The organism is Photobacterium andalusiense, assembly GCF_900185625.1.
Classification (GTDB): domain Bacteria; phylum Pseudomonadota; class Gammaproteobacteria; order Enterobacterales; family Vibrionaceae; genus Photobacterium; species Photobacterium aquimaris.
In genome coordinates, this window is the sequence record NZ_FYAJ01000001.1 from 697,244 (window position 1) to 715,255 (window position 18,012).

Here is an 18,012-nt window from a genome sequence, read left to right on the forward strand (position 1 = left end):
TTCGTTTTTCGTTGTTAACATCGGTACGGCCTTAGCAGTCTGTTAAGGCCATTGTATAGAACAGCCAATGAGGTTGTTCTAGCTTTATGGAATAAGTGTTATGAAAATCAAAGCTCTTGCTAAGTTAAAGCCTGAAGAAGGTATCTGGATGACGGAAGTAGATAAGCCACAAATGGGGCATAATGATCTACTTATTCGTATCAAGAAAACAGCTATCTGTGGTACTGATGTGCATATTTACAACTGGGATGAATGGTCACAAAAAACTATTCCTGTACCTATGGTTGTTGGTCACGAATATGTTGGTGAAGTTGTCGGCATGGGACAAGAAGTACGCGGCTTTAACTTAGGTGATCGTGTTTCTGGTGAAGGTCATATCACATGCGGTCATTGCCGTAATTGTCGTGGTGGTCGCACCCATTTATGCCGTAATACTATCGGTGTAGGTGTTAACCGTGAAGGTGCATTTGCCGAGTTTTTGGTTATTCCTGCATTTAACGCATTTAAAATCCCTAATGATATTTCAGATGATTTAGCGTCGATTTTTGACCCGTTTGGTAACGCTGTTCATACCGCTTTATCTTTTGATCTTGTTGGTGAAGATGTATTGATTACCGGTGCTGGTCCTATTGGGATCATGGCAGCTGCTGTGGCTAAACATGTTGGTGCTCGCCATGTTGTGATCACCGATGTGAATGAATACCGCTTGAATCTTGCGCGCGAAATGGGCGTAACACGTGCGGTTAACGTTGCTAATGAAAACCTAACCGATGTGATGGCTGAACTTGGCATGAAAGAAGGCTTTGATGTCGGTCTAGAAATGTCAGGTAATCCAATGGCATTTAACAGCATGTTATCAAGCATGAACCATGGCGGTAAGATTGCTCTATTAGGCATTCCGCCGTCAGATATGGGTATTGATTGGAATCAAGTTATCTTTAAAGGTTTAATCATTAAAGGTATCTACGGTCGCGAAATGTTTGAAACGTGGTACAAAATGGCAAGTTTGATTCAATCAGGCTTAGATCTAACGCCAATTATTACTCATCATTATAAGATTGATGATTTCCAGCAAGGCTTTGACGTTATGCGTTCTGGCATGTCAGGTAAAGTTATTCTCGATTGGGAATAAGTCACTAGTCTGATAAGCAATAAAATCGAGTTCTATTATTAAGCGAGTGTAATGCTCGCTTTTTTTATTCTTTTTTTTATTAATGATTATTTTGCTATTATCAGTATAATGCGCGCCACTCAGTGAGTCTCTGTTAGGAATTAACATGCAAGAATTAGATCAACAACCACAACCCAAAAAAGCGCCTAAAGAATTGACGCTAGAGCAGCAATTACTGCAAAACAATCCATTACATGGTCTTAGCTTAGAGAAAATGATAACAGAGTTAGTTGATCATTATGGCTGGGAAATTCTTGATACTGCATTGCGTATGAATTGTTTTAATACCAAGCCTTCGATTGCAAGTAGTGTTAAATACCTCAAAAAAACAGAGTGGGCACGTGAAAAAGTAGAAGGTTTCTATTTGTCTCGTTTTAAGCGCATGCCTCGTGCATCGGCGGCAGAGTTTGAACTACCGCCACGTATGCGCACGTTTGCTCACGGTATTACACCAAAATCGCCAATGGAACTTACTGTTGAGTCTATTTTGTTATCACAAGCAAAAGCAGCATCAGCACATAAAGAACGTTCAAATAATGGTCGTCATCGTCGTCGTTAATCATTAATTGCCGATTAAGATAGTAATAAAAAACACCTTAAATATATTGTTATTAGCGATCTATTAAGGTGTTTTTTTGTTAGTTAACGACGGCAATACGAGAACAGACCGGTATATTGGTCGCATTAAGCCCCGGCTCGGTAAGATGAAAATCAAAACTCAGGTTAACTTGCGGCTTAAAGATCAGACAGTGCGCAGAACCACCACAATGAAACATACCAAGTTGTTCACCTTTCTCGACATGTTGTCCCTGACTTACCGTGACGTCACAGGATGATACATCTGCAATCCCCACTGCGATAAAACACATTAATCCAATATACGGGTTATCAGATTCTATAAAAATAATCGCACGAGTAGCGATAGCGGTCAGTAATGGCAACGCAGACTTTGACGCTAAATCATAGCGACCATTAACGATATCTATTTTTTTTATGGTGCCTGAAACCGGACTATGCCAACGGTGATAACTTAATGCGTTCAAATAAGCTTGATATACAGTACCGCCGGTAAATTGTTCGGCCAGCGGATCAAAATTCATCATATTCTGCAGTGAATAAGGATGTCCTTTAAGCCAAAACGTTGCATTTTGTTCTACATTTTCGACCACTTGTAATGGCGCTGATTCACATGGATTAACAATGACATCTTCACCCGCAGCAATTGGACGAATCGTGGCGGTAAATTTTCGAGTGAAAAAGTCATCCCATGATTGGAAGCCGTAGCACTTATCGTTTGGATCACATTCAAAAAAATGTTCAAACGGAAACTCTTTTAAAGCAGGATCAAAGCTAGCTTGACAAACAATCTCGATAAGATGTTTTTGAACGATAGGATTAAGCCAAGCGAGCTGCTGAGGATCTTGATCAAGCTGATCTTGCACCAATACATTGCGTGAGGCTTCACTGCTTAAATAGATTGACCAACAAGCTAATATTTTCTTGAACTGCTGTGCAACGATGACATTAGCAAAGAACGACTGGCTAGCAATTGGCGTTGTAATACACGTTAGTAGCGCATTAATTGGTAGTCCAATAAAACCACACGGATTAAGCGCCTCGGTTGCCATGTTATTAGAGCGTATATATGGTGGCGCTTGTGTCATAACCGCATTGAGTACCAGCAGAAATTCATCAAATGACTGAATCACCAACTCGCTAAGTTGTAGTTGTTGTGTCTGCTGAGGGAGACAAAACATCTGTTTAGAAAGTAACAGCAACTGTTTATCTTGTTTAACCAATTCACTTAATGCTTTGATGGGCGCTATTAAAGGGGTTGGATGTTTATGGGCAACTTGCTTTAGGTGTTGTAGCCAAGTATGTATTTGATGTTTATTGTTTGATAACCCGTTAGTTATAGACTGCGTGTGCATAAAAGTATCATTTTGATAAGTATAAACTGGGTTTAATATACTATTAGGGTAACTTTTAGCATCCAGTATTATGATAAAATCACTTTGCATTATTTGTTACTGGCATGCACTGCGGCAATAAAGTAACACTAGGATTAATACCGCACAGTATAATTTAGCTGATAATTTTGAGGTGATGTACGTCACGAAAGCTGCTATACTATACAACAAATTAGAGAAAAGTCGCTTATAAGAAGCGGCTTTTTTAATGCTTGATATATTCATAAATTTTGGAAACAGTACATTGATTTCAACAGCTAATATCACAATGCAATTTGGCGATAAGCCATTATTTGAAAACATCTCAGTTAAATTTGGTGGTGGCAACCGTTACGGCCTGATCGGCGCAAATGGTTGTGGTAAATCGACATTCATGAAAATTTTGGGTGGCGAACTAGAGCAGTCTGGTGGCACTGTTTCACTTGATCCTAACGAGCGTATGGCTAAGTTAGGTCAGGACCAATTTGCATTCGAAAACTACAGCGTTGTTGACACTGTAATCATGGGCCATAAAGAACTATGGACTGTGAAAGAAGAGCGTGACCGCATCTATGCAATGCCTGATATGTCTGAAGACGACGGTATGCGTGTTGCTGATCTTGAAGTTGAATTCGCAGAAATGGACGGCTACTCAGCAGAAGCACGTGCTGGTGAACTTCTTCTTGGTCTTGGTATTTCTGAAGATCAACACTTTGGTCTAATGAGCGCTGTTGCTCCAGGTCTTAAAGTACGTGTTCTTTTGGCTCAAGTATTGTTTGCTAACCCAGACATCATGCTACTTGACGAACCAACGAACAACTTGGACATTCACACTATTGCATGGCTTGAGCAGATCCTTCTTGCACGTAACTGCACAATGATCATCATCTCGCACGACCGTCACTTCCTAAACAGCGTATGTACTCACATGGCTGACTTAGATTACGGTGAGCTTCGTCTATTCCCTGGTAACTACGACGAATACATGATGGCTGCAGAGCAAGCACGTGATCAACTTCAAGCAGACAATGCTAAGAAGAAAGCACAGATGGCTGAACTACAAACGTTCGTAAGCCGTTTCTCTGCTAACGCATCTAAAGCTAAGCAAGCAACATCTCGTCAAAAGCAATTAGACAAGATCCAGCTTTCTGAAGTTAAGGCATCTAGCCGTCAATCGCCATTCATTCGTTTCGATCAGGAAAAAGAACTGTTCCGTAACGCACTTGAAGTTGAAGGTCTAAAACAAGGCTACGGCGATAACATTCTTATCAATGGTGTTAACCTATTGGTAGAAGTGGGTGAGCGCATTGCAATCATCGGTGAAAACGGTATCGGTAAATCAACTTTCCTTAATACGCTTGCTGGTCAAATGGAACCAATGGCAGGTATGATTAAGTGGTCTGAGAACAACAATATCGGTTTCTACGCACAGGATCACAGCGCTGATTTCGCTGAAGACATCACATTACTAGAGTGGATGGGTCAGTGGAAGAAAGAAGGCGACGACGAGCAAGTTGTTCGTGGTATCCTTGGTCGTATGCTGTTCTCACAAAACGACATTAAGAAGTCTGTTAAAGTGATTTCTGGTGGTGAGCAAGGTCGTATGCTGTTTGGTAAGCTAATCATGCAACGTCCTAACATCCTCCTAATGGATGAACCAACAAACCACATGGACATGGAATCTATTGAAGCACTTAACCTAGCGTTAGAGAACTTCAAAGGTACACTAATGTTCGTATCTCACGACCGTCAGTTTGTAACTTCTGTTGCAACACGTATCCTTGAGATCACTAAAGATGGCGTAGAAGACTTCCACGGCACGTACGACGAGTACATCGCTAAGAAAGGTCTTGTAGGTTAAGTTTCTGCAAAATGAAACTGACTGAGTCTATGACTTAATGGAAAGCCGCCTTGATATAGGGCGGCTTTTTTGCATTTAAATTTAACGTGTTAATTCGCGTTATATAAGCATTTAAGGAAAACCGATGAAAATTTGGGTTGATGCCGATGCATGTCCAAACGTGGTAAAAGAGATCCTTTTTCGCGCAGCCGATCGCGCTAAAGTTCACGTAACGCTGGTAGCGAACCAATATATTCGCACTCCACCATCTCCTTTTTTACGCTCGATTCAAGTAGAGCAGGGCTTTGATGTTGCAGATAACTATATTGTGCAGCAAGCAGAAGTAGGGGATTTGGTGATCACTGCTGATATTCCATTAGCTGATGAATTGATCACTAAAGGTGCACACGCATTAAACCCGCGCGGTGAAATGTACACCAAAGACACCATTAAACAACGCCTGCAAATGCGTGATTTTATGGAAACCATGCGCAGTAGTGGAATTCAGACAGGTGGACCGTCTGCATTAACGCAAGCAGACCGTCAAAATTTCGCTAATAAACTTGATGCTTTCTTAGCTAAAAATCATAAGATACAATAAGTTATAGCTATGGAGGTGAACTCAGTTTTACCTCCATTTATCCCTTCAGTTGTATTCACATCTGTTGTTATTCTCTGCTAAATCTATTTAGCTCTATGGTTATATCCCTTATCGTTATTTTAAATATTGAATACCGAATAAGAACAATCATGAAACTATTTATTAAACCTCGTCATTCCTTACAGTGAAATATGCATCCAACACGTTTTTGCCCCTTTAATCAGTTAAATCAAATACTCATTCATATCGTGTTAACGTGATTTTGGATTAGTTTTAGTCATACCTTTAACCTTAGTTTTTGCCTCCTTGTCTTGTAAGTAATAAAAAGTTACCACGGCAGTGACATCATATGCATAACCAAGGTACAATTGCCTAATTTTTTAGGCGTCACGCTGCGTGAAAGTAAGAATACTTATTAATATGCTGTTAGCAAGCAAGAGAAAGGTTTTAGTATGAAGTTAGGTTCTGTCAGAATTTATGCCCCAGAACAATGGGGAACATTAGAGAAGTTTTCTAAGTTTTATGCTCATACTTATAAGCTAAGTAATACAGGAAAACGGTGTGTTAGTGGTGCTCAAAACCATTTTCACAAAGCTAACACATTACTTCATTTAGCGAATAAGCTCGTACCGAATTTAGCTTTAGATGTTCAAGAGCTTAATGAAAAAGGTTTCTCCCGTGCTGCAAATACAAGTGAGCTTTCTGCTGTAATTGAGAGCGCAATGTTAGAACTATACTCTTCTGTCGATTGTGCTAGAAAAGTAGTTACCGAAATTTGCCAAAAAGAATGGAAGCTTCAAGGTGTTCCAGATTCAACTCGAAAGCTATTTAAAAAAATCAAAGATGAAAAAATGGTGGCTGATTTTCCAGAACAATTAAAGGTGGCTATTACAGAAGCTAATTGGTACGAAGAATTTAGAGTTATACGTGATGAACTAACTCATCAAGATACTGGTAATTGTCATAAGGACAATGATACAGGTACAATTTCATATATGCATACTGGTATTACGAACCAAGGTAGAAGCTTGATTATCGACGATATTTTTAAGTTCTTGGATAAAATATTCAATGGTGTAAATCTATTTTTAGGTAGAGTATTTGCTTATTTGTACACCACACTAAGCGATGAACCTGTACGACAAATTTGCGGAATATTTGAAGGTCGTGCCTATACTCGTTTTGTTCGTCCATCAGAAGCAATAGACTTCAATGGTGGAGTATGTGCTGTAAAGGATGCTTTAGCGCTACCTGAAAACCCAAACTGTGCTTTTATGGGGACGTGCAAAGCCTTTGAGAATGCTTGTATATAATTTGTTTAAGAGTGATTTTCACTTTGCTTGGAGTTTAAGGTGGTATGAGGGAACTTCTGTATTGCGTTGTTCATACCTTAACGCTACGTTGATTATTTTTACTAATATCTATTAGTTTCAATAGGGCTAATATTCTAACCAATTTCTGTCCAAAACTTAGATAATTCGTCAGAATGAATAAATACTGGATACCATAATTTTTATCTAATTGCTGTCATTCCCAATAAAGAATGATTGTGAGAGCAATAGAGAATTTACTCACAGCCATATATTTACAAAGTAAATATATGGCTGTCCTATGTTTTTTGTCATGTTTTTACGTGCCTCATACCTTAATTTGGCGTTGCCTACTGATGAGAAATGTGATTATGAATATTGATTTGTTTCCCCCTTATTTTAGGGAAGAAAATTTTCCAGTTTGGCCTTGTCCAGAGTGTGGATCAAATTCCTTAACTGCTGTGAAAGACGGATTTAAAAAGCAATACAAGGTTCCTATTGATCCTAACCATCCAACGTTTGATCCTGAATGGATAGAGTATGTATTTACTTTAAACATGCAATGCGCAGTGCCTACATGTGGTTGTGGAGTTGTATGTGTCGGCACTGGCGATGTCTCGCAAGAGTACTTAGGTGATGGCTCAGGTGAATGGGATTGGTTTGAAAATTTTGAAGTCAAATACTTTCAACCTCCCTTACAAATATTCGAATTGCCAAAAGATACCCCGAAAGGTGTAAAAGAAGCATTAAAAGTGTCTTTTTCAACCTATTTCTCGTCACCTAGCACAAGTTTAAGCACCTTACGTGCTGCTTTAGAGGTTTTGTTAGGTGAACTGGAAGTCGTATCATTAAATGCAAAAGGTAACTTTCTATCTCTCGCAAAACGAATTAGTTCATTACCTGAGAGTTACAGAAAAGTTGTTGAGCCTGCCAATGCGATTCGATGGCTTGGAAATGATGGCGCACATTCCGGATATCAAGTTAGAAAGTCGGATGTTATTGATGGTTATAGAATCTTTGAACACATCCTTGAAGAACTTTACCCAGAAAAGAAAGCTTCAATAGAAGCGTTAGTTGCTCGAATAAATGAAGTCAAAGGTGTCGAAAAATAGGCATAAAAAGACATTTAAGAGTGATTAACAACGCTTGGCGTTTTCGCTTCGCTCAAAGTATAAGCAAACGTCATGACCTTAATGCGGCTACATGGCTCTAAAGATAAAATAGGATTCTTGAGATGAAGCGAGATATGTCATTAATTCGTGAAATTCTTTTATCAATTGAAGATAACGATGAAGTTTTACCCGTTGAAGGCTTCTCATCAGAGATCATCGAATCTCATGTTAAGCTGCTTACTGAAGCACACTTAGTTGAACGGTATTCTTTCGGAATAAATTCATTTGTAACAGTAATCAAGTTGACGTGGAATGGGCATGAGTTCCTAGATAGCATCAGAGAAGAACAGGTCTGGGAGACTATAAAAAGTGAGTTTAAAGAAGCAGGTATGTCAACAATTATCAAGGTTGGTAAAGACTTAGCTGAGGGTTTTGCTAAGAAAAAAGTCGAGGCAATACTTTGCCTCTAGCCATAACAAACTTTTCAAGAAAGATTCTCAACGCGTGGCATTTTCACTTTGCGTTGGTTTAAATGATTAAGGTGGTAGACTGCAGTTTAGGTATTGAGTTGCTCTGCCCTTAATATAGCGTTTCCCTTAATTATCCTAATATCTATCTGTAGAAATAGAGCAAATCACCTAAGTAGTTTATGTCCAAAAATGAGCTAACTTTAATGCCAAGCCTCAACCTCGTCATTCCCTACAGTGAATGCCCGTGAGGGCGATAGGGAATCTACTATCCACGTGTTGTAGAGCTTATATTTAGCTGTAAAATTTAAGGTGTTTCAGTGGCGTCTTTAAGGCTCGATCACGAGGTGAGTAGATCACGGATAGTTTCGTTCCTCAACTTCCGAGATGACGGATATTAGGCTGAGTGAATGCCCGCGAGGGCGATAGGGAATTTATTGTCCACGCGTTGTGAAGTTAAGTAATGCGACGTAGTGCACGACTATAACTATTAATGGTTGTTGGACGTTTACCTTGCAGAGTCTGATGAGTAATATGTTTAGTAATCGTTTATTTTTAACTGATTGATAATTTGTGATATTTCAAATAAAAGGAGTTTATATGGAATCGAAACAAGCTGAGTTATTGGCTTTGCTAACTCAACAGTACCGTGAATATTGTGCAATACCATTAGATGAAATACAGCAAAAACGCGACAAGAAATCATTTATTAATGGGCTTATGGCGGCGTCTCGAGTTGTCGGTATCAGTTATGAGCAGCTCAATGAAATTGTTGGTGCTAATGCTGAATCAAGAGCTGTAAATCTTGACGACAAGATTGAGATCCCAACTTATGTTCGCCATAACATTGTAATTGGACCATAGCAAGAACCATCACAGGGCTCCATAAAGATTCTTTCAGTGGTGTTTTTAGACTCAAATTAGTACTAAATAGGCCACCAATTGCGCGTTATTTAGTATCAAAATGGCAGTTTATAGCCTCCGTTATAAGCTTTTTCTTGAAATATTTAACTATCAATATTCTGCATCTATTTCTTTTTAATATAAATTATGCCAACTCTTCATTCTTGAAATCTTTGTCACTTTTAATGGTGAATGATTTTAACGCTAAAAAAGCATATTCTTCCTTTTTTAGTTAAGGAACGTTGATGAAATTTAATTGCAAAAAAATAACGACATTGATTCGTTCGGTAATAACCGTGTCAACATTGTTAGCCTGTGGTTCGGCTTTGGCGGCTGATAATGTGGCGAGCAATAAGCTAGATTGGCAAGTCTTAGATGGTGCTACAGTAAATAGCACTGCGTCTTTGTGTGCCAATTCAACTGTAAAAGTGTGCAACGGTGATATTCTAAATGCGCTGTATGCTGAAAATAACTATATGCCATATTGGTTTAACCCAGTGCTTGTCAATGCGATTATGCCGCAATTACAAGCGTTGGCAGATTCCAAAACACTACCCGGTATGTCGCAACGTCTAAAAGAGTTGAAGCAACTACAAGCATTGCCAGATGAGCGTGGGTTTGATCTGCTATTAACTGATACCTATTTGATTTACGCCGATTATGTACATCAATTAATGCAAGATCCTCGACCATTATACAATTCACAGCCTGTGACATTGACGCCGTTGACATTGAAAATGGCGCAGAATTATTTCCCATTAACGGTTCAAAAGATCAACTCTCTTATTCCTTCTTCGCTGTTTGTGCCAACAATGGATGTTATTAGCCACTTATTATCGCTACCGGCTAACCCGCTTGATTCGAGTAACGTTCACTTTGATGGCGTAGTTCACCTCGGCGATACCATTCCTTATGGCGCTAAAGTGGCGACTGTGCTTTGGAATTTGGGCTATTTAACTCAGCCTCAATACCAACAAATGACTGCTCAAAAAACGATTACTAATACCGGAGTGATGAGTCAGGCAATAAAAAGCTTTCAAAGCAATTATGGTTTGAAGATAGACGGTATTATTGGGCCAGATGTTGTTAGTCAATTAATCCGTCCTTATTCTAGTTTGGCACGTATTACGGCATTGAACTTACAACGTGAGCGTTTTGCGCAATTGCAGGGAAATGGTCCACAAATTATTGTTAATATTCCTGATTTCAAAATGACGCTATATGACAATAAAAAATCTGTATTTGAATCGAAAATTATCGATGGTATGCCAAAACGGCCAACCAATTTGTTCCAGTCATACATTAATACGGTTGTGATTAACCCTTATTGGTATGTGCCTGAAACGATTAAAGTTCAGAATATTATTCCAGCGGCTAAAGCTAATCCTAATTTTTTAAAGAATAGCCATATTGATGTGATTAATAGCTGGACGGATCGTTCTGTTGTGCCACCAGAATCAATTGACTGGGCAACGGTAAATCCAAAGACATTTCCTCATCAGTTTCGTCAAGATACAGGTCCTGAAAACGCTTTAGGCCGTGTGGCGTTCTTGATGCCTGATTCGTTCTCTGTTTATATGCACGATGAATCACAATCAGAATATCCATTGTTTAACCGTTACCACCGTGATTTAAGTTCTGGTTGTATGCGTGTTCAAAACCCACGTCAGATGGCAACATTGATATTGTCTTATCAAAATATGCCGAATTTGCCATCGGTTGACGATATGATTAATACCAACAACCACCGTGAGATTGGCTTGAACACGCGTGTTAATGTTGATGTGGCTTACTTAACGGCTTGGGTAACACCCGATGGTCAGTTAGAGGTGCGCCATGATATTTACGGTTATGATAATCCGCGAGCTCAACCGATTCAGAATCAATTTATTTCGATTCCAAACTACCGGACGCATCAACGTATTAAATTGGCATTAAATGGTCAAAGTAGCTGATTTAGAAAATACATATTGCTGATTCGCTTAACTAAACAAAGATAGAAAAAGATAGGACACCCATAAATATCACGAGAATAAGATATGGGTGTCCTGTCTTTTTTGTTTTTTAGTGAAAAGGCGCAACATGCTCTGATTTCGATTCAAATTCTTTAATAACGCAGATTTTACCCTCAGGCGTAAATTTAATAATAGATACCCCATTAAAATCATTAACGTCTAATTTTTGTTGTTCTTTAAAATACCACTCAACAACCACAGTATTTGTGCTCGGCTCATGAATAAATTGCTTAATTTCCCAAGCTAATACTGTTTGCTTGGCTAGCATGTCATCGATCCAACGATAAATTTCAGATAATCCAAAGTATTCAGGCCCATAGCATTCGCTGTAATAGATATCTGCGGCGAAAAGCTTATCTAAATGTGTAAAATCACGTTTAACCCACATTTGGAAATAATGCCTAATAACTAACTCATAGTCAGATTTTGTCATGGTAATTAATCCTATTTTTATACACAACTGATTTAATCTAACACATTGAAACCTAAGGTCTATAACAAGATTATATTGCTATCGAAAAAGCGATCATAGCTCAGGTTTTGATGCTTAAAAGGTTAATGACTATTTTCTATAAGGCAATAAATTCAACTAGCGATGATATGATGCTTATTTGGTTAATAATGATGGAAAACGCATGATGAATATCGTGAAAGTAGACGACAGTAACGCTCATGTCTATGCTAACCTGTACCAAGGATATGCTGCTGAATTTTCTCAAATTGTTGTTGATAAACCAAAAGCGAATGGCCTGTTTGAGATTTATCCTCAACTAAAGGGCAGCGTTACAGGCTATTTACTTTACTTAGATGGCATTCCTGCCGCTTTAACAGCAATAGATGAAAGCACGCCTCAAGTATATGAAATTTGTGATTTTTATGTATTACCTTGTTTTCGTAAAAATAAAGTCGGTAAACGCTTTATTTCGAGTTTATTTGAGCGCCTTGGCGGTTGTTGGGAAATCAAGCAAGTTGCAGGTGCTGATCACGCTATTAGCTTTTGGCGTGACGTTGTGAGTGACTATACATTAGATAATTATATTGAAGATACATACCAAGACCATAAATGGGGAACAGTAACAAGGCAACGCTTTACACACGTAAAATAGCTTAAAGAAAAATAGGACAGCCATAAATTATAACCTTGGACAAGGTATGGCTGTCCCATCTCTTTTGTGTTTTATTTCGCGTTATTTTATTTTCATCTCTAATTGTTGCTGTAAAAAATCAATAAAGCAGCGGGTTTTTGCCGGTAATAATCGCGTTTCTGTGATGGCATAAATGGGTACTGCGGCACTTTTCCAATCGGGAAGTACATGAGTTAACTTACCTTGTTCTAATTCTTGAGCCACAATCTCTTTTGGCATTAGAATTAGCCCCATATTTAATATCGCTAGTTGCTTGATCATTCCGATACTATTAACAAATAACTTGTTGGTTACTTTTATATCAGCGCAGATATCTTGGTTATATAGCGCCCAGTGGGCGGATTTTACAATACTAAAGCATTGATGATTAACTAAATCGTTAGGAGTTTGTGGTTCGCCGTATTGGGCTAAGTAATTAGGGCTGGCATACACATAATGATGAAAGTGGGCAATTTTACGGGCAATTAAGCTTGAGTTTTCGCTTTCTCCAGCACGAATAGCAACATCAAATGATTCTGACGTCATATCAACACGGCGAGAGCTTAAATCAAATTCTAACCGAATATCAGGGTAGCGCTGACTGAACTCTGGCAATAAAGGCGCGATATAAATAGTCGCAAAATCAATCGGTGCAGAGATACGCACTGTACCTGTTGGATGAGTTACTAGTTCTCCTAATTGTTCATGGGCAAGTTTAGCTTCGTCTACAATACGACGACAGCGTTGATAATAAAGCTGGCCAGCTTCTGTTAGTTCTATTTTTCGCGTTGTACGATGAAACAATCGTAGTCCAATTGCTTTTTCTAAGGCGCTAACTCTTCGCGATAGGGTTGAGTTAGGCACGCCAGTTACTTCAGCCGCCTGACGAAAACTCATCACTTTTGCGACTTCTACAAATAGCGCCATATCATCAAGTAATTTCATTATTATCCCATTTATGAACCAATCATTTCCATTTTAGAGTATTTAAGTCATTAGTGGAATTGTATAACATGGATTTATCAAATGAAGACGGAAAAGAGATGATTATGCAAACTCAAAAGAAGAAAGTACTTGTTGTCGGTGCGACTGGTTTTTTAGGTCGTAAAATTTTACGTAAGTTAATGCAGTACCCACATATTGATATTAAGGCGATGTCACGTAAAGGTGCACCAAGTGATAATGAGTTTGCAGCGTTAGAGTGGGTTAAGGCCGATATGTTAGATGCTGAGTCTTTAGATTTGGCTATGCAGAACGTTGATATTGTAATTAGCTCTGCCAATGGATATATGAAAGAAAGTCTTGATGCTGATTTTCAAGGTAATAAAAATTTAGCTGAGGCTGCGGCAAGAGCAAACGTCGAGCGGTTTGTGTTCTTAAGTATTGTTAACAGTGATGAGGCTGAAAGTGTGCCACATTTTCACGCTAAGAAAGTAGCTGAGGATGTGATTAAGCGTACAGGGATCCCTTATGTCTTTGTTCGTGCTCCGGCATTTTTAGATCAAACATCAGACTATATTGCTGATGGTTTTAAAGCTGGTCGTTTTTATGCTATCGGTGATACTACAACCAAGTGGTCATATATTCTAACTGATGATTTAGCTGATTATCTTGCACAAGCTGCAGTATATGTTGGTGATGATATTAATAATCAATCAATTGATGTCGGTTGGAAAGATGGCGCAAAAAGCCAAGCTGAGTTAATACAAATGATCACAGAGGTCACTGGTAAAAAACTATCAACGTGGACGATCCCTTGGTTTGTATTCTCGTTATTTGTACGCCCAATTAAGCTTTTTAGTGAATTGGGTTATGACATGTTACAAATGTTCTTGTTCTTTAAAAAAGGCCGTTTTGTTGCTGATATTTCTCAACATGAACGATTTTTTGGACCAGCACCAGTAGCAAAAGATGTAATTAAACGTTGGGCTAAGGCGAATCAGTTTATTAAATAATGGTAAAAAGCCTCTAAGCACATAATATCGATAAGATTGGTCTTATAAAGTAGTATTTTGGCTGAGATACAAGTGAATGGGTTTAAAAAGGGCTGTGTGATAGCCCTTTAAAGAAGAGAAAGCTTTAACTCACTTGTTGGCGTTGTTTATTTTTTGTCAATAAATGTGGTAATAATTGCATAGTAGCAACAGAGCCCACAATAACAATGATGCCAACAATGGATAATGCACTTAAGTGGTGTGATTTAATTATAGTCGGCCACCATCCCATCGTAACGACCAATGCTGTTGATATAAAGCTGATCACAGGTGCGACGGCGACAACTGCACTGACTTGAGCTGCAGGCCAAAACACTAATGCTTTTGCCAATGCGCTATAGGCGATTAAGGTATTAAAAGCGCAAAAAAGAGCAATACTCCAATCAAACCCTGTTAATGTTGTTAAGCGAGTAAAATCAGTTAATGGTGTCAGTAAAACCATACCTACACCAAACACACACAGTAATACATTTGAGGTGGATAATTTAGCCAGCAGTGATTTTTGTAGCAGGGTATAGCATGCCCAAGAGAGTGCTGAAAACTCAATAATGCCAACCCCAATAAGGACTTTACTGCCAGTATTAATATGACCACTAATATTAGGGTGGAAGAAAAGAATAATGCCAATAGCTAAAGTGAATAAACAAGAAAGCTGAATTGCAGTTAAGCGTTCTTTAAAAAATAATAAGCTACCAAAGGCAAGAAAAAAAGGGGCGACTTGAAAGTTGAGCTGAGCTTCTCCTGGTGATAAATATTTTAAGGTTAATACAAAGGTAACGTAATTAAGGGTTAAAAAAACACCTGCAAATAAAAGCTTAATGGCGTCTATTAATGTTATTTCTCGAAACTGACGTAACTTTTTAGCAGATAATTGAATTAAAAATATAATAATAAATGCAATGAAAAAACGGAACCAACTTAGTGATGTTGCATCAATGAATTGTTCCGAAAGTTTTAATGCAATGGGTAATATTCCCCAGAATAAAAGTGTAATACTACTGTACAGTAGGCCTAGTTTATTATTGTTCATGATAATGATTCTTTAGATGAGGATGTAAATCCTGGCTAATATAATTGAACTATTAATATAATTGTATGACAAATATCAATTGCTAAGTTATTGAACGTAAATCTATATTTATTCCATTAATTTATATATTCATAAATAGAGCCACATATCCATAAAATAATGACGGACTATTATGCGTCTATTGTTATCAATAGGCTTGGTATTGAGTATAATCGCGACAAAATTAAACCGTGTGCCTGTGTTAGTTCAACATGGTGTATATAAGCAGCATTTAAAGGGTCGTTATGTCTAACAAATATGAGTCAATGGTTAATGATTATTGTGTGGTTGTAAATGCAATTGAATCTTATGTAGCGTCTAACGTTGTTGGTTTTGAGTATTGGGATTCTGAAGTCACTAAATTCTTTATTGATACTGAATCTGCAAGTTATATGTATGATTATGTTGAAGCCGCTAATCTTTTTGGTGTTTCAGAATTGCAAATGCAACATTTTTTAATCGTACATTGCTGTTTAGGCGATTATTTGGATGGGCTTATTGGTGATAAAGATCCAGAGGCTTGGGATATGAAAGATCAACAATTAGTTGTGGCTTACAATGATAGTTCAGAAGATGTCTTCCAGATCGCTGATATTTGCGATCTTATGGCCAAAACAGAAGCTGTAGGTTGGACTTTTGAGGATTTAGTGAAAGCGGAAAAAGAATTACAACAACAAGCTAAGCATTTAGCATAACAATAATGAGATATGTGCCGTGATGTGGCACATATCTTTTTATGATTGAAAGTAGTCAGCTTTAATTAGCGATGGACACTAATAGCAATTTCAATACTGCTGTATTCAGTTTTTTGGCCTAAAATCGTCAATAGGCTAGTGGTTTCAACCAAACGACGAAATCGTGGATGTTCAATATTAACAAAAAGTAATGTGATGTTGCGATGGGTCAGCTTGTGACTTAATACTTCAATTTTATCTACTGCGGTTAAATCCATATCACTGATACTACTGGCATCAATAATGATCAAACGTAGCTGTGGACGAGTATTAGCAAGTTGTAAAATACGCTCTTCAAAGTATGAAAAAGTCGTAAAATATAACGGTGCTGAAAAGTGAAGTACGGCAACATCTTCTTCAGTCGATAAATTATCTTCAGGGTTTAAACGTGAACGGTGTCCCCAATGATCGCAGTGAGGCTCACGAAATAATTCCTCACAGTTTGGACGAGTGATAATAAACACGCTGTGTAGCAATGATAATAACACTCCAAACATTACCCCAATATCTATTCTAAAAGTGACTATCATTAATATGGTTGCGAGACACAGATAGAACTCTTGCCGATTCTGTTGGTAGATTCGCTTAATCTCAGTCCATTTAAAAATACTCAAGCCGACATACATTAAGATCCCTGCTAAGGTTGCTTTAGGTATTAGATGAAACACGTTTTGCGCATAGAGCAACACTAAACAGATCACCGCAGCTGAAAATAATGCCGCCCATTTTGAGTGTGCACCACCTTGTTGAATTAACATACTGCGTGGTGGACTTGCATTTCCAGGAAAACCGCCAATTAAACCTGATAATACCGATCCTAAGCCGATACCTGCAAAATCGCGGTTAAAGTTAGGCGTGGTATTACGATCTTTAATCGTATTAGATACCGCAGATGTTTGCACAATACAAATCATTGCGATCAATAATGCTAATGGAAAAATCGTTAATGCTTGTTGCCATGGTAAGCCAACAATTGCCCAATGAAGTTCAAACCCAGCAGGATTAGATAAGGTTGGAATATGAATATTATTGGCATTTAACCCTATTTCAATTGTAATACTAACGGCTAAAGCAACTAAGGCTGCAGGGAAGCGTTTATATTGACGACTAAACCAAAAGATAAAACTAAATACACTGCCACCAATTAAGGTAGTAATAATATTAAACTGTTCTATGTTCAGTATTAAATGATAAATAGCCGGGAATGGTGATGCAATATCATGTGGTAAGCCTAAAATTGCTGGCAGTTGACTCACAATAATATGAATTGATACGCCAGCTAAAAAACCTAATGTCACCGGATAAGACAGTAAATTAGAAACCCAACCTAATTTAAATACATATACCGCGAGTAAAATGCCACCAACCAGTAATGCTAATAAAGAAGCAAGTGCCATATATTGTGCACTGAATAATGCAGCATAACCTGCAAGACTCACGGCAAAAATAGGTGCGATAGTAGAATCGGCACCACATGATAAATAACGATTGCTGCCAAAAAGGAAAAAACCAACACTGGATACAACAAAAACGTATAAACCGTAAATAACGGGGAAGCCTGCTAAATGTGCTGTTGCCATTTGAGCGGGTAAGGCAATAGCAGCGACGGATAATCCTGCAAAAATATCCTGACGCCATGCCATCACATTATGTACTTTAGTTTGCATTTGATCGTTCGCTTAAAGATGACGCTATAAATTACGTGCATAATCGCATTCTTTAT

The 18,012-nt window shown here is 38.2% G+C and carries 17 protein-coding genes; 12 read left to right on the forward strand and 5 right to left on the reverse strand.

Annotation, left to right across the window (positions count from 1 at the left end; genetic code table 11):
- Positions 1 to 100: 100 nt before the first annotated feature.
- Both tdh and PAND9192_RS03175 read left to right on the forward strand, forming a co-directional pair.
- Complete coding sequence (gene tdh, locus PAND9192_RS03170; protein WP_061000490.1) at positions 101 to 1,132, forward strand: L-threonine 3-dehydrogenase; 1,032 nt, start codon at positions 101 to 103, stop codon at positions 1,130 to 1,132.
- Between the two features lie 145 nt (positions 1,133 to 1,277).
- Positions 1,278 to 1,730: a VF530 family protein gene (locus PAND9192_RS03175; RefSeq protein ID WP_370738366.1), complete on the forward strand. Its 453-nt coding sequence runs from the start codon at positions 1,278 to 1,280 to the stop codon at positions 1,728 to 1,730.
- 79 nt (positions 1,731 to 1,809) lie between these two features.
- Here PAND9192_RS03175 and PAND9192_RS03180 read toward each other — a convergent pair whose 3' ends face one another.
- Positions 1,810 to 3,102 carry a phosphatidylserine decarboxylase family protein gene (locus PAND9192_RS03180; RefSeq protein ID WP_087852498.1) on the reverse strand — a complete coding sequence of 431 codons (1,293 nt, stop codon included), beginning with the start codon at positions 3,100 to 3,102 and terminating at the stop codon, positions 1,810 to 1,812.
- A 283-nt stretch (positions 3,103 to 3,385) separates the two neighbouring features.
- Here PAND9192_RS03180 and PAND9192_RS03185 point away from each other — a divergent pair, with 283 nt between their 5' ends.
- The 7 genes from PAND9192_RS03185 (at position 3,386) to PAND9192_RS03215 (ending at position 11,308) form a co-directional block, all read left to right on the forward strand.
- Positions 3,386 to 4,981, forward strand: a complete 1,596-nt coding sequence (locus tag PAND9192_RS03185; protein ID WP_144018078.1) for an ABC-F family ATPase — start codon at positions 3,386 to 3,388, stop codon at positions 4,979 to 4,981.
- A gap of 124 nt (positions 4,982 to 5,105) precedes the next feature.
- Entirely contained in the window at positions 5,106 to 5,561 is a 456-nt protein-coding gene (locus PAND9192_RS03190) for a YaiI/YqxD family protein (RefSeq protein WP_087819659.1), read from the forward strand.
- Between the two features lie 452 nt (positions 5,562 to 6,013).
- Positions 6,014 to 6,874 (forward strand): hypothetical protein, encoded by an 861-nt coding sequence (locus tag PAND9192_RS03195; protein WP_087852500.1) that lies wholly within the window; start codon positions 6,014 to 6,016, stop codon positions 6,872 to 6,874.
- 368 nt (positions 6,875 to 7,242) lie between these two features.
- Positions 7,243 to 7,983: a DUF4145 domain-containing protein gene (locus PAND9192_RS03200; RefSeq protein WP_234998909.1), complete on the forward strand. Its 741-nt coding sequence runs from the start codon at positions 7,243 to 7,245 to the stop codon at positions 7,981 to 7,983.
- Positions 7,984 to 8,105: 122 nt separating this feature from the next.
- Positions 8,106 to 8,453 carry a DUF2513 domain-containing protein gene (locus PAND9192_RS03205; protein ID WP_087852501.1) on the forward strand — a complete coding sequence of 116 codons (348 nt, stop codon included), beginning with the start codon at positions 8,106 to 8,108 and terminating at the stop codon, positions 8,451 to 8,453.
- A 597-nt stretch (positions 8,454 to 9,050) separates the two neighbouring features.
- The gene (locus PAND9192_RS03210; RefSeq protein ID WP_087852502.1) at positions 9,051 to 9,314 is read left to right on the forward strand and encodes a hypothetical protein; all 264 of its coding nucleotides are present in this window, start codon (positions 9,051 to 9,053) and stop codon (positions 9,312 to 9,314) included.
- Positions 9,315 to 9,598: 284 nt separating this feature from the next.
- Positions 9,599 to 11,308 carry a L,D-transpeptidase family protein gene (locus tag PAND9192_RS03215; protein ID WP_087852503.1) on the forward strand — a complete coding sequence of 570 codons (1,710 nt, stop codon included), beginning with the start codon at positions 9,599 to 9,601 and terminating at the stop codon, positions 11,306 to 11,308.
- Positions 11,309 to 11,417: 109 nt separating this feature from the next.
- Here PAND9192_RS03215 and PAND9192_RS03220 read toward each other — a convergent pair whose 3' ends face one another.
- Positions 11,418 to 11,801: a nuclear transport factor 2 family protein gene (locus PAND9192_RS03220; RefSeq protein WP_087852504.1), complete on the reverse strand. Its 384-nt coding sequence runs from the start codon at positions 11,799 to 11,801 to the stop codon at positions 11,418 to 11,420.
- Between the two features lie 205 nt (positions 11,802 to 12,006).
- Between PAND9192_RS03220 and PAND9192_RS03225 the strand changes: the two genes are divergently transcribed.
- A complete protein-coding gene (locus PAND9192_RS03225) occupies positions 12,007 to 12,474 on the forward strand; it encodes a GNAT family N-acetyltransferase (protein WP_087852505.1) in 468 nt (155 codons plus the stop codon).
- Positions 12,475 to 12,555: 81 nt separating this feature from the next.
- Here the strand turns inward: PAND9192_RS03225 and PAND9192_RS03230 are convergent, their stop codons facing one another.
- Positions 12,556 to 13,437 (reverse strand): LysR family transcriptional regulator, encoded by an 882-nt coding sequence (locus PAND9192_RS03230; protein ID WP_087852506.1) that lies wholly within the window; start codon positions 13,435 to 13,437, stop codon positions 12,556 to 12,558.
- Between the two features lie 68 nt (positions 13,438 to 13,505).
- On the opposite strand from PAND9192_RS03230, the gene PAND9192_RS03235 reads away from it, so the two are divergent.
- The gene (locus PAND9192_RS03235; RefSeq protein WP_234998911.1) at positions 13,506 to 14,447 is read left to right on the forward strand and encodes an SDR family oxidoreductase; all 942 of its coding nucleotides are present in this window, start codon (positions 13,506 to 13,508) and stop codon (positions 14,445 to 14,447) included.
- Between the two features lie 124 nt (positions 14,448 to 14,571).
- On the opposite strand, the gene PAND9192_RS03240 is transcribed toward PAND9192_RS03235, so the two are convergent.
- Positions 14,572 to 15,516 carry a DMT family transporter gene (locus PAND9192_RS03240; RefSeq protein ID WP_087852507.1) on the reverse strand — a complete coding sequence of 315 codons (945 nt, stop codon included), beginning with the start codon at positions 15,514 to 15,516 and terminating at the stop codon, positions 14,572 to 14,574.
- Positions 15,517 to 15,800: 284 nt separating this feature from the next.
- Between PAND9192_RS03240 and PAND9192_RS03245 the strand changes: the two genes are divergently transcribed.
- Positions 15,801 to 16,250, forward strand: coding sequence for a hypothetical protein (locus PAND9192_RS03245; RefSeq protein ID WP_144018074.1), 450 nt, complete (start codon positions 15,801 to 15,803; stop codon positions 16,248 to 16,250).
- A 65-nt stretch (positions 16,251 to 16,315) separates the two neighbouring features.
- Here the strand turns inward: PAND9192_RS03245 and PAND9192_RS03250 are convergent, their stop codons facing one another.
- Positions 16,316 to 17,956 carry a SulP family inorganic anion transporter gene (locus PAND9192_RS03250; protein ID WP_087852509.1) on the reverse strand — a complete coding sequence of 547 codons (1,641 nt, stop codon included), beginning with the start codon at positions 17,954 to 17,956 and terminating at the stop codon, positions 16,316 to 16,318.
- Positions 17,957 to 18,012: the final 56 nt, after the last annotated feature.